Source organism: Streptomyces sp. NPDC041068, from assembly GCF_040647455.1.
Classification (GTDB): Bacteria; Actinomycetota; Actinomycetes; order Streptomycetales; family Streptomycetaceae; genus Streptomyces.
This window is the reverse complement of sequence record NZ_JBEZCG010000011.1, coordinates 1-14,835: the sequence shown is the minus strand read 5'-3', so window position 1 is coordinate 14,835 and position 14,835 is coordinate 1. Positions and strand designations below refer to the sequence as shown.

The window sequence follows — 14,835 nt, the reverse complement described above, 5'->3', positions numbered from 1 at the left end:
CGGTAACGTCATAACCGTACGTCCATATGGTTATGGGGAGGCGTCATGAGCACAGGCATGTCCAGAGGCTTACGGAGCGGGCCGCACACGTGGGTGCGAAGGTTCGGCGCGGTGTGCTTGGCGGTCGCCGCCGTCATGGGGTCGGCGACGTCCCCGGCGTGGGCCGAACGCGATGCGGCGTCCGCCGCTTCGTCGTCCGCCGCTTCGTCGTCCGCCGCTTCGTCGTCCGACCTGATGGACCGCGTCGACGCCTACGCCGAGGAGCGGCGCGAGCATATGCGCGTCCCCGGCATGGCGCTCGCGGTCGTCGAGGGCGACGACGTGGTCCACCGGCGGACCTGGAGCAAGGACGGCAACGGCGATCCGGTGACCCGCCGGACCCCGTTCCTCGTCGGTTCCCTGTCCAAGCCGATCACGGCGACCGCCGTGATGCACCTGGCCGAGGCGGGCGAGGTGGAGCTCGACGCCCCCGTACGCCGCTATCTGCCGTGGTTCGAGCCCTCGGGCACCTCGGCGCGGAGCATGACGATCCGTCATCTGCTGAACCAGACAAGCGGCTTGACCGAGCTGGACGGCCTGACGCGCGCCGACCGGTTCGACAACGACCCGGGCGGGGTGGGGCGTGTGGCCCGCAGCCTCGCCCACGTCCGCACCGTCACACCTCCCGGCGAGCGCCACCAGTACAGCAACGCCAACTACATGCTGCTCGGCGCGGTGGTGGAGCGGGTCACCGGGCAGCCCTTCGAGCGGTGGCTGCGGGCAGAGGTGCTGCGACCGCTGGGCATGGACGGCGCGATCGTCGACGCCCGCGACGCCCAACGACGCCAACTCGCCCCGGGGCACCGCTACTTCTTCGGCCACCCGAAGACCTTCGACTCGCCCTTCGACACCTCCGGCGTGCCCTACGGATACGTCGGCGCCGACATCGACGACCTGAGCCGGTTCGCCCTGGCCCATCTCGGCCGCGGCGGCGCGGCGGCGCGCGGCGTGGTCTCGCCGCAGGGGCTGCGGGAGCTGCACAAGGGCACCGTCAAGGCCGGGTCCTCCCACCGCTACGGCCTGGGCTGGCGCGACGACGCCTTCGACGACCTGGGCGAGCGCATCGTGTGGCACGGCGGCGCGACCCCCGGCTTCCACGGCACCGTCGTCCTCGCGCCCGACCGGGACCTCGCGGTCGTCGTGCAGCACAACGCCTACAACCCGCTGCGCGACGAGGAGCTCAACTCCACCGCGTTCGGCGCGATGCGCATCCTGCTGGGCGGGCAGCCCGAGCCCGCGCCCGCCGATCCGATGCTCGCCACCATGCTGACGGTCCTCACCGGCGCCGTACTCGTGCTGGCACTCACGCTCGGCTGGTCGGTGTTCCGGCTGATCCGGCCGCGTACGCCAAAGGCGCGTACGCCAAAGGTGCATACGGCAAAGGCGCGTGGGAAGCGGTGGATCGTCACCCGTGGCGTCGTCTCGGCCGCGGGCCTGCTGCTCCTCGCGTACGTGGCCGTTTACCCGCTGCCCCGGCAGATCACGGGCGTGGACCTCGCGCAGATCCTGCTGTTCGTGCCCGACGCAGGGTGGCTCCTCGTCGCGGTCGCGGTGCTCGCGGCCACGCTCGCCGTGGTGAGCGGGGCCCGGACGGTGCGGGCCCTTCGCTCGGGGCCGCCGCTCGACGAACGGCCCGACAGGCACGGCGAGTTCGCACCCGAGATCCCCTGAGCCGGCACCCCCCACCCCGCGCGCCCCGCGCCCCACAGCCCGGGGCCCGGGGGCTCAGCCCTCAGGCCAGTACGGCCCGCACCGTCTTGCCGCCCCGGTGCGCGCCCACGACCTCCAGGCGCTCGGCGAGTTGGCGGACCATGACAAGGCCACGGCCGCTCTCCCTGTCGGCGCTCGGCGTCAGGAGCCGAGGGCGTACGGGACTGGCGTCGTACACCTCGACGGTCACGCGGCCGCCGGAGACCTCCACCCTCAGGCGGCAGCCGCCGTGCGCGTGCCGCACCGCGTTGGACACGAGCTCGGAGACGATCAGCGTGGCGTCGTCCACCCGCTCCGCGTCCACGGGATCGGCGGGGTCGGCGTCCGCCGACGCCGTGCGGCGATGGGACCTGGCGAGGAACGCCGAGGTCAACTTCCTTGCCCGGCCCGCCGAAGCGGGCTCCTGCGGCAGTGCGTACTCAACCCGTGCGGTAGGCCGATGGGCGCGCTGATGCGCACGCATGGCAACTCACTTCCCCTCCCTGGGACAACCGGCGTCCACCCGCGATCACTGTCGCCACCGGGGTCGCGGCCTGTCTTGCGCGACCGGTCCTGCCCCACGGTGATGCCCGCGCCGAGTGATCGCCAATCAGCCCGTCCACCCGGCCCCTACTGCACCGGGCCCAGGCGCCGCATATGCGTCCGCGAACCACCCGTCCGGCCCCGGCGGTTCCCGTGACCGCGGCGCATTGACCTTGACATCGACTTCAAAGAAAACTGGGCGTTTCCTCCCCCTCCCAGAGAGGCTTCCCCATGAACCCGACGCCCCGCCCCCACAAGGACTACCAGGACGAGATCTACCTCGACGGGCTGCGCGGCGTCGTCCCCAAGTACCCCATGACGTTCGCCGAGTTGGAGTCCCGCGCCCACGCCGCGCTGCCGCCCTCCGTCATCTCGTACGTGGCGGGCGGCGCCGGGGACGAGCGGACGCAGAACGCCAACGTCACCGCGTTCGACCACTGGGGGCTCATTCCGCGGATGTTCGTCGGCGCGACCCGGCGCGACCTGTCCGTGGACCTGTTCGGCATGACGCTGCCCTCCCCTCTGTTCATGGCGCCCATCGGCGTCCTCGGCATCTGCGCTCAGGACGGCCACGGCGATCTCGCCACCGCGCGGGCGGCCGCGCGGACCGGCGTTCCGATGATCGCCTCCACTCTGTCCGCCGACCCGATGGAGGAGGTCGCCGCCGAGCTCGGTGAGACGCCCGGCTTCTTCCAGCTGTACACCCCGACCGACCGAGGACTCGCCGAGAGCCTGGTACGGCGGGCCGAGAAGTCCGGGTTCAAGGCGATCGTCGTCACGCTGGACACCTGGATCACCGGGTGGCGCCCGCGCGACCTCGCCACCTCCAACTTCCCCCAGCTGCGCGGCCACTGCCTGGCCAACTACACCAGCGACCCGGTCTTCCGCGGACTGCTGCCCGCCGCGCCCGAGCAGGATCCGCAGTCCGCGGTCCTGAAGTGGGTGCAGGTCTTCGGCAACCCGCTCACCTGGGACGACCTTCCGTGGCTGCGCTCCCTGACCTCGCTGCCGCTGATCGTGAAGGGCCTGTGCCACCCCGAGGACGTGCGCCGCGCCAGGGACGGCGGGGTGGACGGCATCTACTGCTCCAACCACGGCGGCCGCCAGGCCAACGGCGGGCTGCCCGCCCTCGACGTGCTCCCCGCGGTCGTCGAGGCGGCCGGCGGGCTGCCGGTTCTCTTCGACTCGGGGGTGCGCAACGGCTCGGACATCGTCAAGGCCGTCGCGCTCGGCGCCACCGCCGTCGGCGTGGGCCGTCCGTACGCGTACGGGCTCGGCATCGGCGGGGCCGACGGCGTCACGCACGTCCTGCGCTCGCTGCTCGCCGAGGCGGATCTGCTGATGGCCGTCGACGGCTACCCGACGCTCGCGGACCTGACGCCGGAGGCGCTGCAGCGGGTGCGGTGACGGTCCGGGGCGGCCGCTGTGACGGTCCAGGGCGGGTGCGGTGACCGTCCGGGGCGGCCGCGGGCGGACGCCACCCCGTTGGACACCTCCTTGTTTCATGTGAGACATTTATGTCTCATTCGAAATTGAGGTGTTACAGCCATGACCCCGCAACGTGATCCACGGCGCTGGGCCGTCCTCGCGATCCTCTCCGGCAGCCTCCTGCTGATCGCCATGGACACCACGATCCTGAACGTCGCCTTCCCTTCCCTGGTCTCCGATCTGCGGCCCAGCTCCGTACAGCAGCTGTGGATCATCGACGTCTACGCCCTCGTGCTCTCCGGCCTGCTGGTCACCGCGGGTGCGCTCGGCGACCGGTGGGGCCGCAAGCGGTTGCTCATGATCGGCTTCGGCGTCTTCGCCCTGGCCTCGCTGCTCGCCGTCTTCGCGACGGCCGCCTGGCAGGTCATCGCGGCGCGCGCGCTGCTCGGCGCGGGCGGCGCCGCGATCATGCCGGCCACGCTGTCGATCCTGCGGAAGGTCTTCACCGACGCCCGCGAGCGCGCCCTCGCCTACGCCGTGTGGGCCGCCGTCTTCGGTGGCGGCATGGCGCTCGGCCCGGTCGTCGGCGGTCTCCTCGTCGAGCACAACGGCTGGCAGTCCGCGTTCCTGATCAACATCCCCGTCGCGCTGGTGATCATCGCGCTCGGCCTGTGGATCCTGCCCGAGTCCCACCAGCCCCGTGAGGGGCGCTGGGACTGGTGGGGCGTCGGTCAGTCCGTCGTCGGCATGCTCGCCCTCGCGGGCGGCATCAAGCAGCTCGGCAAGGGCGGCCCCGCCGACCCCATGGCCTGGACCCTGCTCGTCGTCGCCGCGGTGACGCTGACGGTCTTCGTCCGCCGCCAGCTGCGCCTGGACCACCCGCTTCTGCAGGTACGTCTCTTCGCGTCCCGTCCGTTCGCCATCGCCGCCGCCTCGATCTTCCTCGGCATGATCGCGCTGGGCTCCGCCCTGTTCCTGATCACCCAGTGGTTCCAGTACGGACAGGGCTACACCCCGCTGGAGGCGGGCATCCGGCTGCTGCCCGCGCCGCTGGGCCTGGTCCTGACCTCGCTGTTCACTCCGGCCCTGATGCACCGCCTGCCGATCCGCCACGTCATGGGCGGCGGTCTGGTCCTGATGACGACGGGCCTCGCCCTGCCGTGGCTGCTCCAGCTGTCGGGGCCGCTCGGCTACGGCCAGATGGCCGTCGCGCTCGCGGTCATCGGCTGCGGCGTCGGCATCGCGACGACCGCCGCGTCCGTGACGCTGATGGCCGCCACCCCGGCCGAGCACGTCAGTGGCGCCGCGGCCGTCGAGGAGACCTGCTACGAACTCGGCGCCGCCATGGGCGTGGCCGTCCTCGGCAGCATCGCCACCGCGCTGTACCGCGTGAACCTGCCCGACCTGGGCCTCGGCGCCGACACCGCGTCGGCCGTGAGCGACTCGATCGGCGAGGCCGCGCGGGTGGCCGCCGAGCTCACGGGCCCGGCAGGCGCCGCCCTGCTTGCGCGGGCCGGCGACGCGTTCACCTCCGGGATGACGCCTACGTTCCTGATGGCGGCCGCGCTGCCACTGGCCGCCGCGGCGCTCACCTGGGCGAAGATCCCCAAGGGGCTGCGCCCGACGGAGAACGCGCACTGACGCGGCGCGTTCCGAACTGACGCAGCGCGTTCCGAAGCGGCGCGTTCCGAAGCGGCGCCTTCCGAAGCGCGACAACCCCAACTGGCAACACCCGTCCCTCACTTCACGCCTATCATCTGTGCGACCCCGGATTCCCGTTCCCCACCGGAGCGGTCCCCGGGGTCCACACATGCTCTGCAGCGAGAGGACAACGGGGACGTGAGTTCCATACGCAAGCGCGGCGCCCGCAAGCGCCGCATGGCGATGGCCGCCGTGGGAGCCGCGGCGGCCGTCGTGGCGGGAATCCAGCTGTCGCCCGCCGCGTTCGGCACCGGCGGCGACGAGGAGCCGCGGGCCACGCGCCCGGCCGCCGCGCCCGCGGCGGCGGCCCACGCCGAGAGGGAGGACTTCGGCACCTCGGGCCCGGACGGAACGGCCTTCGCGGACGGGGTCATGACGCTGAAGTCCACGCGCTCGGCGGCCTCGGCCCGGCGCGCCGCCGCCGCTGCCCCGCACGGCGAGGGCTGGGTGTCGGGCGGCGCCTCCAAGTACCTCGCCACCGGCTACACCATCAAGTTCTACGACAAGAAGGCCGCCGACTGGCTGGCCCCCTATGTGAAGGCGTCCGCGGCCGACCTGCGACGCGTGACCGCCCTGCCGGTGACCGTCGACACCGATCCGGTCGGCTGGGACCACGTCCGCCCCAAGGGCGAGATCGTCATCGGTCTGCTGCACCGCCCCTGCGTGCCGCCCGCCGACGGCGGCTCGCAGGGCTGGAAGGTCGTCCGTGACGGCTCCGGCAGCAAGAACCTGAGCTGCGGCTTCTACTCCTCGTCCGTCGCCTCCACGGTGACCAGCGGGCACGCCTACATCGACGACGAGTTCTTCACCGCGGACGGCAAGCCCGCGCCGTCCATGGGCGCGACGTATCTGCGCAACCACATCAGCCACGAGCTCGGCCACACGATGGGCCTCGCGCACGCCAACCGCAGCGCGGCGCGCGGCGACTGCGTCAAGGGCACCGACTCCGGCCAGTTCCCGGTGATGTGCACGCCCACCAACGCCTACCAGGACAAGCGCGCGGGCACCTACGTCCAGCAGTACGACGTGCAGGGCCTGCGGCACCTGGCCCGCGGCGGCGGCGCGGCGGTTCCCCCGCAGGGCAGGGTGACCGGCATCGCCACCAAGTGCCTGGACGTCAAGGGCGGCAAGGCGGCCAACGGCACGCAGATCCAGCTCTACACCTGCAACAAGGGCTCGGGGCAGTCCTGGATCCTGCAGAAGGACGGCACCTTCCGCGCCCTGGGAAAGTGCCTGGACAACTACCGCAACAAGAGCACCAACGGCAACAAGATCAGCCTCTACGACTGCAACGGCGGGGCGTCGCAGCGCTGGTCGGTCAATGCCAAGGGCCAGATCGTGCACGCCGCGTCCGGCAAGGTCCTCGATGTGACGGGCGGCTCCACCGCCAACGGCACCAAGGTCCAGCTGTACACGGCGAACACGAACAAGCGACAGGTGTGGGTCACGCCCAAGTAGCGCGCGGGGAGCGCGAGGAGGGCAGGCGCGGGCGCCTCAGATCAGGAAGCGCCACGTCCACCACACGTGGGTGCTCAGCGTGGTGTGGCTTCTGTCCTCCTTGTTCCCCTGCTTCACCAGCGTGGTGCCGATGGCCTTGACGTAGTGGTTCACCTTGGAGGTGCCGCTCCAGGCGAACTTGAACGTCATGTCCTTGGCGTCGGGGAGCTGCGCCGGGCCGTGGGTGTCGCCGCAGATCTCCTTCTGTACGCCGAAGGTCTGGCCGCTGGTGCCGGTGAGGCCGACGTTGACCGTGGCGCAACTGCCCTTCAGGTCCGCATCGTCCGCGGGCTCCCATTTCACGACGTTCTGGGTGCCCGTGTACTTGACGGAGGTCTCCACCCGGGCCATCCGGTACGTCAGCCACGTGGTCTCCTTGCCCACGGCGGAATGCGTCATCTCGTCGACGATGTAGCGGCCGTGCTGGGGGCTGTCCTGGTCGAGCTTGCGGACCGCGCAGCCGCGCGAGTCGATCGCCCCGTCCTCGGCGTCGTAGTCGACGCACCAGCTGTCGATGATCTCGGCCGCCCTGCCGTCGCCGAACTCCTTGCGTGCCTGAGCGGGATCGGCGCCCATGGCGATGACCTGCTCGGCGGCCGTGGCGACTCGGTCACGGTAGGCCGCGCGCAGCTGGGCGTCGGACTTGCCGCGCAGCGGGGTGGACTGGCTGACGTCGACCCGGAGGTCGCGCGCTCCCGCGTCGATGTGGACCTCCGCGCCCCTGCGGGTGGCCGTGCGCACGGTCGTCCCGCCGCCGCGCCATTCACTGACGTACGTGTCCGGGCTCAGCCTGTGCTGCTTCACCAGGCGGAACCCGCCCGCGTCGGGGCCGGTGAGTCTGATCCCCGCCGTGTTCGCGGCGGGGGCTGGCGACGCGGCCGCCGGGGCAGGGGCCGTGGCGGCGGCGAGGGCGCCCGCGGCGACGAGGGCCGTGGCGCACAGCGCGGCGCGCGGCCCGTGACGGTTGCTGCGCTTGCTCATCGATGGCCCTTCGGCTTGCAGTGGTGGGCGTCGCTCGTGGCGGAGCCGAGCACGACGTCGATCAGTCCGAGACGGTCCTTGAGGTGCAGGGCGTTGACGGTCAGACCGTGATCCGCGCCCGGCACGGGCAGCCGCTCGTCGACGACGAGCCTGGCGAGGCCCAGGTCGATCTCGGTGTTCGGTTCGGCGACGACGACCTCCTTGCCCGCGATCTTCAACGTCAGGCGGGCGCGGCCGCTGGTGCCCTCGCAGGTGCTGGTGGAGACCGCCTCGATCCCGGCGGCCTCGATGACGGGCACTCCCGGCAGCCCGATCCGTACCCCCGTGGTGGTCGTCGTCGCCGTCGACTTGCCAGGGGCGAGGCTCGTGACGACCTCGGCGCACACGGCGTCGGCGTCCAGGACGAGCGTGCGCACCTCGGCGCTGCACGGCGGTGCGGTGGTGGTGGCCCGCGCGGTGCGGATCTTGCCGGTGTCGGGCTGCGGCGGCAGGTCGAGCTTGGCGAGAAGCAGGTTCACCCGGCCCATGACTCCGTAGGCGCGGCCGGTGGCGTACTGCAGGAGGGCGGTCGCCTCGGCCCGGGACGGCTTGTAGTACGTGTCTCCGGCGAAGGCCGCGTCGACGGGCACCGTGCCCTTGTCGTTCAGCGGCTGGTCCACCTTGTCGACGGTGCAGGCCGCGGTGCCCTTGGCGTCGCTCTCGCCGGTGCAGCCCTGCCGGTGCTCGCCCGCGCCGAGCCCGAAGCTGACCGGGCGGGTCGGGACCGCCTGGCCCGCACCGTCCGTCAACGACGCGGCGAGGCGGGCGGGTTCGTCGTTGGCGAGGTGCTTGGTGCCGGTGTAGTCGAGCTTGGTCGTCGCCCTGGTGATCCGGAACGCCCGCGAGGTGCCGACGTTGCCCTTCTCGCTCTCCACGCGCACGCTCACCCCGTGCCGCCCGGGCTTGCCGCGAGGGTGCAGCGTGCACGACGCGGTGCCGCCGGCGCCGGTGGTGGCCGTGCACGCTCCCTCCCCCACGCTGAACGTGGCCTTCGCCCCGGAGATCCCGCCGCCGTTCGCGGTGAACCTGGCCGACACCTTGGTCGGGGCGTTGTACTCGGCCTGGAGCGGTCCCGTGTAGTGGACCATCGGCGGGAGCGGTACGGCCGCCGCCTGTGGGGTGACGGCCGTGGTCGCGCACACCGCCCCCAGCACTCCCGCGGCGGCGAGGTGCCGCCCGGTCCGTCCGGGCAGGGTTCTGCGCCGTTGCATGCGTACCTCCGTGGAAGGTGAATCACCCCTGGATCGCCGGGGGTTGAAGTGGAGGTTTCCCCGAGAAATCATATACGTCACGATTTCGGCGGAAAGGCACCCATTCGAATAGGGGCACGCACGTACGAGCTCCCCCGGTTAGGATCACCCCACATTCGGCGCCGCCGAGTCGGTACGACCCAGAGGAAACAAGAACAGTGCAGGTCATGGGGAGGGGCATCGTGATGGCGGCCGTGGGGGCGGCGCTCACGATGACGTTGGCGGGATGCGGCTCGGACGGCGGCGGGGACGACCCCGGCGGCGCGGCCCGCGACAAGGGCGGAGCGTCGCGCGACGACCGCACCGACGCCCGCGAGGTGCTGCTCGCCGCGGCGAAGAAGACCGGTGCGCAGCCCTCGTACAAGACGATCCAGACCGGCAAGGGCGGCTCCGACCGGTCCGAGATGCTCTACCAGAAGAAGCCCGCAGCCACGGTCGTCAAGGCCGAGGTGGGCAAGTCCGCGGCCAACCCCGACGGCACCAGCCACATGCTCTCCGCGGGCGGCGTCACGTACGTCAAGACGGCCAAGGTGCCCGGCAAGAGCTGGTACAGCATGGACGTCGGCGGATCCGGGAGCCACAAGGAGGGCGCGCCGCGGGCGGCGGGCTACGTCGCGGAGTTCACGGGCGCGCTCGCCGCGACGAAGTCCACGGAGTGGGTCGCCGAGGAGAAGGTCGGTGGCCGCCCCGCCGACCACTACCGCGGGAAGGTCGTCCTCGACGAGCTCGCGAAGTACCGGGGCCCCGCCCTGTCCAAGGACCTGCGGGACATGTACGTCGGCCTCGCGAAGAAGCAGGGCATGAGCTCGGTCGTCATCGACATGTGGGTCGGCAAGGACGACCTCGTCCTCAAGTCCCGCGAGACCGGCACGGGCAAGAAGGGCCGCGAGGAGATCAACGAGGAGTACTCGGACTTCGGCGCCGTGCCCCGGATCTCCGCGCCGCCGGCCGGCGCGGTCGCCACCTGGGACGAGTTCATCGCGGCCCAGGCACAGCCGTAACTCCGTGGCCAGCGGCTACAGTCACCACCGTTCAGCCCCGCCCACCTGGGAGAACCTCGGACCATGGCCGTCGACGAACTCGACACCCGCATCCTGCGGCTGCTCCTCGAACAGCCCCGCACCAGCCTGCGCGAGTACGCGCGCGTCCTCGGCATCGCCCGCGGCACCCTGCAGGCCAGGCTCGACCGCCTGGAGCGGGACGGCGTGATCACCGGCACGGGCCCCTTCCTCTCCCCCGCGGCGCTCGGCCACCCCGTGCTCGCCTTCGTGCACATCGAGGTCACGCAGGGACACCTGGACGACGTGGGGGACGCGCTCGCCGCCGTGCCCGAGATCATCGAGGCGCACTCGATCACGGGCGGCGGCGACCTGCTGACCCGCGTCGCGGCACGGGACAACGGCCACCTTGAGGACGTCATCCAGCAGCTGATCAAGCTGCCGGGCGTGGTCCGTACGCGTACGGAGATGGCGCTGCGGGAGCGGGTGCCGCACCGTCTGCTGCCGCTGGTCGAGTCGGTGGGCAGGGCGACGGCCGCGCGGTCGTGAGCCGGTCCCGACGGCAGCCGCGCGGGGTGTGAGCTGGGCCTTTGGCATGCTGGAGGCATGAGCAACTTCGGCACCACCTCGGTCATCTTCGATCTCGACGGCACACTCGTGGACAGCGAGCCCAACTACTTCGAGGCCTCGCGGGCTCTGCTCGCCGAGTACACGGGCCGCGAGTACACCTGGGCCGACAACGAGAGTTACGTCGGCATCAGCTCCCACGAGACGCTCGCGACGTGGAAGAAGGAGTACGGGATCGAGGCGTCGCACGCCGAACTGCTCGCCGACCTCGACCGCCGCTATCTGGCGCTGGCCCGCGCCGAGACGCACGTCTACCCGGAGATGCGGAAGCTCGTCGAGCGGCTGCACGAGGCGGGCGTACCGATGGCCGTGGCGTCCGGTTCCTCGCGCGCGGCCATCGAGGCGATCCTGGCGGGCACAGGCCTGGACGCCCAGCTGACCACGTTCGTCTCGGCCGAGGAGGTCCCGCGCGGCAAGCCGGCGCCGGACGTGTTCCTCGCCGCGGCGGCGCTCCTTGGCGCCGAGCCGAAGGACTGTGTGGTCTTCGAGGACGCGGCGCCGGGAGCGGAGGCCGCGCGGGCGGCCGGGATGCGGTGTGTGGCGATCCCTTACGTGGCCGCCCACGCCGATGACGCGGCATTCGCTGCGGCAAAACCGCTGTTCCGGGGCGGCCACGGCGAGTTCACGGCACAAGCAGCGCTGGACGCGCTGGGGCGCCGCTAGGGGGTGCCCCGTCAGGGGCGCGGGCAACCGCGCGCCCAGCCACAACGAACCCGCGGACAGGAACCGGCGCCGAACCGCTCAGGCCGCGCCCGCCACCCTCTCGGGCGTCAGCAGCTCCGCAAGCCGCTCGGGGGGCAACAGCCCCTTCTCAAGCACCAGTTCGGCAACGCCCCTACCCGTACTCAAGGCCTCCTGCGCGATCTCCGTCGCCGCGGTGTAGCCGATGTGCGGATTGAGCGCGGTCACGAGGCCGATGGACGTCTCCACCGAGGCGCGCAGCACCTCGGTGTTGGCGGTGATGCCCGAGACGCAGCGCTCGGCGAGGGTGTGGCAGGCCGCGCGCAGCGAGGTGATGCTCTTGGCGAGCGAGTGCAGGATGATCGGCTCGAAGGCGTTGAGCTGGAGCTGGCCCGCCTCTGCGGCCATGGTGATGGTGACGTCGTTGCCGATCACCTCGAAGGCGACCTGGTTGACCACCTCGGGGATGACCGGGTTGACCTTGCCCGGCATGATGCTCGAACCGGCCTGCACCGGCGGCAGGTTGATCTCGTTGAGCCCCGCGCGCGGGCCCGAGGACAGCAGCCGCAGGTCGTTGCAGCTCTTGGAGAGCTTGACGGCGATCCGCTTCAGGACGCCGGACAGGTGCACGAAGGCGCCGCAGTCCTGCGTGGCCTCGACCAGGTTGGCGGCCGTCACCAGCGGCATGCCGGTGATCTCGGCGAGGTGGCGGCGGGCGGTCTCCGCGTATCCGGCGGGGGCGTTGAGGCCCGTGCCGATCGCGGTGGCGCCGAGGTTGATCTCGTGGATCAGCTCGACGGCCTCGGCGAGGCGCATGCGGTCCTCGTCGAGCATCACGGCGTACGCGGAGAACTCCTGGCCGAGCGTCATCGGCACCGCGTCCTGGAGCTGGGTGCGGCCCATCTTCAGGACGTCGCGGAACTCCAGGGCCTTCGCCGCGAACGCGTCCTGCACCACCGACATCGCGCGCAGCAGCCCGTGCACCGCGCTGATCGTCGCGATCTTCACGGCGGTCGGGTAGACGTCGTTGGTGGACTGGCTGAGGTTGACGTCCTCGTTGGGGTGCAGGTGCTCGTAGGCGCCCTTGGGGTGCCCGAGGAGTTCCAACGCCCGGTTGGCGACGACCTCGTTGGCGTTCATGTTGGTGGAGGTTCCCGCGCCGCCCTGGATGACGTCGACGACGAACTGGTCGTGCAGCCGCCCCTCGCGGATCTCCCGGCAGGCGGCCGCGATGGCGTCGGCCTTGGCCTTCGGGAGCAGACCGAGCTCCTCGTTGGCGCGGGCGGCGGCCTCCTTGACGGCGGCGAGCGCGTCGATCAGCTGCGGGTACACGGAGATCGGGATACCGGTGATGGGAAAGTTCTCGGTGGCCCGCAGCGAGTGGATGCCCCAGTAGGCATCAGCGGGGACATCACGATCACCGAGCAGATCGTGTTCACGGCGAAGGGCGGAGACAGGGGCGGCGCTCATGGTGCTTACTTGTTCTCTTCCGGAGACTGTGAGGCGCCCCTTCAGGGGCGCGGGGAACTGCGCGACCAGCCACAACCAGCCCGCAGAGGAACACACTCAGGCGGCAGCGGCCTCATCCAAAGCCACCGCCGCACCGACGACATGGCGCAAGGCTTCGATCCGCTCCCCCGGGCCGGAGGCCGAGAGCAACGCCGCAAGCACCGCGGTACGTGCCTGACCGGCACGCAACGTGCCGGTAAGAACCGCTCCGGCCGCGGCGAGGTCGACCGCCCCGCCGTGCGTGTAGATCTCGGTGACGGGACCGGCCTGGACCCGGGTGGTGAGGGCGACCAGGACGCCCTTCTCGATCGCGGCGGTGACGGCGCCGACGAACTCGGGGGTCGCGTTGCCCGCGCCGGTGGCGACGAGAACGATGCCCCGGGCGCCCGCCTCGACGGCCGTCTCCACGAACAGCGGGTCGGCGTCCACGTGGTGCATGACCATGTCGATGCGCGGCAGGGTCGCGTCGGCGGCGGGCAGCGGCAGCGGCGCGGGGCGCTCCGGGCGGTGCAGTACCGAGACCTTGCCGAAGCCGACCTTGCCGACGCGCGGCCCGGAGGGGTCGGCGAAGGCGTCGGCGGCCAGGGTCTGGGTCTTCACGGTGCCGCGCGCGGCGTGCACCTTGCCGTCGAAGACGACGAGTACGCCGATGTCGCGGACGGTCGCGGCGGTGAGCAGCGCGTCGTAGAGGTTGCCGGGTCCGTCGCCGTCCTCGGCGCCGAGCGGCTTCTGGGCCCCGGTGAAGACCACGGGGCGGGGGTCGTCGTGGTGGAGGTCGAGCAGGAAGGCGGACTCCTCCAGGGTGTCCGTGCCGTGGGTGACGACGATGCCGTCGACACCGGGGTCGGCGAGCACCTCGTGCACGGTGCGCAGGAGGGTGAGCTGCTGGGCGGAGGTCAGACGCGGGCTGTTCACGTTGAACAGGTCGATGACCTCCGAGGCTATGCCCTGGGGCATCGCGGCCGTGGCGAGCACCTCGCGGCCGGGGGCGTCGGCGGCGAAGCCGGTGCCCTGCCAGCGGCTCGCGATCGTCCCGCCGGTGCTGATGACGACGATCCGTCGCGCCTGCGCTCCCACGTCTGCGTACCTCCCAGGAATCCCGAGGCCCATCAGCCCCCCGAGTGGCGGCCGGCCTCAACGCAACGATAGATCGAACACGGCGCAATGTGCTTGCCAAGATCTGGCGCCGTCGCAATAGGCGTGGTGGATAATTGCGCCATGGACGACATTGACCGCAACATCTTGCGCGAGCTACAGAAGGATGGGCGGCTGACCAATCAGGAGCTGGCCCAGCGGGTGGGCCTGAGCGCGTCGCCGTGCATGCGACGGGTGCGCCAGCTGGAGCTGGACGGGGTGATCCAGGGGTACCGCGCGGTCGTCGACCCGGCGACCGTCGGCCGCGGCTTCGAGGTGCTCGTCTCGATCGAGGTGCGGCGCGACCGCGAGACGGTCGAGGCGTTCGAGGAGGCGCTGCAGGACATCCCCGACGTGATCGAGGCGCACCGGCTGTTCGGGAGCCCCGGCTGCCTGCTGCGCATCGCCGTCGCGGACCTCGCCGCGTACGAGAGGCTGTGGATCGAACGGCTGACGGCGCTCGCGGGGGTCACGGAGGTCAACTCCCAGATCATCATGAAGCGGATCAAGGAACCGAAGGGCCTCCCGGTGGACGGCTGAGCCGCCCCGACACCTGCCCCCACACCGTCAACTCCCCTTTGGTACAGACCTATTGACGGCTGGTCCGGACCAGCCTAGGTTGACGCATCGCACCACGCACGCCTCCAGGCCGTCCTCGGGCACGACGCGTTCGGCACCGGTGTGCGGATCCTGCCGATGATGGGCGGGCTGCTGATCGC

13 protein-coding genes are annotated in these 14,835 nt (G+C 71.4%); 8 read left to right on the top strand and 5 right to left on the bottom strand.

All coding sequences use genetic code 11. The annotated features are described in order from the left end of the window. Positions 1-45: 45 nt before the first annotated feature. Entirely contained in the window at positions 46-1,710 is a 1,665-nt protein-coding gene (locus AB0B50_RS24925; protein WP_362335946.1) for a serine hydrolase domain-containing protein, read from the top strand. Positions 1,711-1,771: 61 nt separating this feature from the next. On the opposite strand, the gene AB0B50_RS24920 is transcribed toward AB0B50_RS24925, so the two are convergent. Further along, positions 1,772-2,212 carry an ATP-binding protein gene (locus tag AB0B50_RS24920; protein ID WP_362335943.1) on the bottom strand — a complete coding sequence of 147 codons (441 nt, stop codon included), beginning with the start codon at positions 2,210-2,212 and terminating at the stop codon, positions 1,772-1,774. A gap of 290 nt (positions 2,213-2,502) precedes the next feature. Here AB0B50_RS24920 and AB0B50_RS24915 point away from each other — a divergent pair, with 290 nt between their 5' ends. The 3 genes from AB0B50_RS24915 to AB0B50_RS24905 all read left to right on the top strand — a co-directional run bounded on the left by AB0B50_RS24915 (position 2,503) and on the right by AB0B50_RS24905 (position 6,858). Continuing rightward, positions 2,503-3,678 carry an alpha-hydroxy-acid oxidizing protein gene (locus AB0B50_RS24915; protein ID WP_362335940.1) on the top strand — a complete coding sequence of 392 codons (1,176 nt, stop codon included), beginning with the start codon at positions 2,503-2,505 and terminating at the stop codon, positions 3,676-3,678. 141 nt (positions 3,679-3,819) lie between these two features. Further along, the gene (locus tag AB0B50_RS24910; protein WP_362335937.1) at positions 3,820-5,340 is read left to right on the top strand and encodes an MFS transporter; all 1,521 of its coding nucleotides are present in this window, start codon (positions 3,820-3,822) and stop codon (positions 5,338-5,340) included. Between the two features lie 198 nt (positions 5,341-5,538). Continuing rightward, the gene (locus AB0B50_RS24905) at positions 5,539-6,858 is read left to right on the top strand and encodes an RICIN domain-containing protein (protein WP_362335934.1); all 1,320 of its coding nucleotides are present in this window, start codon (positions 5,539-5,541) and stop codon (positions 6,856-6,858) included. Between the two features lie 36 nt (positions 6,859-6,894). On the opposite strand, the gene AB0B50_RS24900 is transcribed toward AB0B50_RS24905, so the two are convergent. Beyond that, positions 6,895-7,878, bottom strand: coding sequence for a hypothetical protein (locus AB0B50_RS24900; RefSeq protein WP_362335931.1), 984 nt, complete (start codon positions 7,876-7,878; stop codon positions 6,895-6,897). Continuing rightward, on the bottom strand, positions 7,875-9,128 hold the full coding sequence (locus AB0B50_RS24895; RefSeq protein WP_362335928.1) for a choice-of-anchor P family protein: 1,254 nt from the start codon (positions 9,126-9,128) through the stop codon (positions 7,875-7,877). The genes AB0B50_RS24900 and AB0B50_RS24895 overlap by 4 nt, the downstream gene beginning before the upstream one ends. A 206-nt stretch (positions 9,129-9,334) precedes the next feature. Between AB0B50_RS24895 and AB0B50_RS24890 the strand changes: the two genes are divergently transcribed. The 3 genes from AB0B50_RS24890 to AB0B50_RS24880 all read left to right on the top strand — a co-directional run bounded on the left by AB0B50_RS24890 (position 9,335) and on the right by AB0B50_RS24880 (position 11,455). Continuing rightward, complete coding sequence (locus AB0B50_RS24890) at positions 9,335-10,168, top strand: hypothetical protein (protein ID WP_362335925.1); 834 nt, start codon at positions 9,335-9,337, stop codon at positions 10,166-10,168. A 63-nt stretch (positions 10,169-10,231) separates the two neighbouring features. Then, a complete protein-coding gene (locus AB0B50_RS24885) occupies positions 10,232-10,714 on the top strand; it encodes an Lrp/AsnC family transcriptional regulator (RefSeq protein WP_362335922.1) in 483 nt (160 codons plus the stop codon). Between the two features lie 57 nt (positions 10,715-10,771). After that, positions 10,772-11,455: an HAD family phosphatase gene (locus tag AB0B50_RS24880; protein WP_362335919.1), complete on the top strand. Its 684-nt coding sequence runs from the start codon at positions 10,772-10,774 to the stop codon at positions 11,453-11,455. A gap of 78 nt (positions 11,456-11,533) precedes the next feature. Here AB0B50_RS24880 and aspA read toward each other — a convergent pair whose 3' ends face one another. Together aspA and AB0B50_RS24870 are read right to left on the bottom strand one after the other, a co-directional pair. Continuing rightward, positions 11,534-12,943 carry an aspartate ammonia-lyase gene (gene aspA, locus AB0B50_RS24875; RefSeq protein ID WP_362335916.1) on the bottom strand — a complete coding sequence of 470 codons (1,410 nt, stop codon included), beginning with the start codon at positions 12,941-12,943 and terminating at the stop codon, positions 11,534-11,536. Between the two features lie 96 nt (positions 12,944-13,039). Then, the gene (locus AB0B50_RS24870; RefSeq protein WP_362335913.1) at positions 13,040-14,059 is read right to left on the bottom strand and encodes an asparaginase; all 1,020 of its coding nucleotides are present in this window, start codon (positions 14,057-14,059) and stop codon (positions 13,040-13,042) included. 141 nt (positions 14,060-14,200) lie between these two features. Here AB0B50_RS24870 and AB0B50_RS24865 point away from each other — a divergent pair, with 141 nt between their 5' ends. Further along, entirely contained in the window at positions 14,201-14,656 is a 456-nt protein-coding gene (locus AB0B50_RS24865) for an Lrp/AsnC family transcriptional regulator (RefSeq protein WP_362335910.1), read from the top strand. Positions 14,657-14,835 lie beyond the last annotated feature (179 nt).

Excerpts from the sequence above, each read along its gene's own strand:
- AB0B50_RS24880 (WP_362335919.1), top strand. The coding sequence starts at position 10,772 with ATGAGCAACTTCGGCACCACCTCGGTCATCTTCGATCTCGACGGCACA.
- AB0B50_RS24890 (WP_362335925.1), top strand. The coding sequence starts at position 9,335 with ATGGGGAGGGGCATCGTGATGGCGGCCGTGGGGGCGGCGCTCACGATG.
- AB0B50_RS24885 (WP_362335922.1), top strand. The coding sequence starts at position 10,232 with ATGGCCGTCGACGAACTCGACACCCGCATCCTGCGGCTGCTCCTCGAA.
- AB0B50_RS24915 (WP_362335940.1), top strand. The coding sequence starts at position 2,503 with ATGAACCCGACGCCCCGCCCCCACAAGGACTACCAGGACGAGATCTAC.
- aspA (WP_362335916.1), bottom strand. The coding sequence starts at position 12,943 with ATGAGCGCCGCCCCTGTCTCCGCCCTTCGCCGTGAACACGATCTGCTC.
- AB0B50_RS24900 (WP_362335931.1), bottom strand. The coding sequence starts at position 7,878 with ATGAGCAAGCGCAGCAACCGTCACGGGCCGCGCGCCGCGCTGTGCGCC.
- AB0B50_RS24920 (WP_362335943.1), bottom strand. The coding sequence starts at position 2,212 with ATGCGTGCGCATCAGCGCGCCCATCGGCCTACCGCACGGGTTGAGTAC.
- AB0B50_RS24865 (WP_362335910.1), top strand. The coding sequence starts at position 14,201 with ATGGACGACATTGACCGCAACATCTTGCGCGAGCTACAGAAGGATGGG.
- AB0B50_RS24925 (WP_362335946.1), top strand. The coding sequence starts at position 46 with ATGAGCACAGGCATGTCCAGAGGCTTACGGAGCGGGCCGCACACGTGG.
- AB0B50_RS24910 (WP_362335937.1), top strand. The coding sequence starts at position 3,820 with ATGACCCCGCAACGTGATCCACGGCGCTGGGCCGTCCTCGCGATCCTC.
- AB0B50_RS24895 (WP_362335928.1), bottom strand. The coding sequence starts at position 9,128 with ATGCAACGGCGCAGAACCCTGCCCGGACGGACCGGGCGGCACCTCGCC.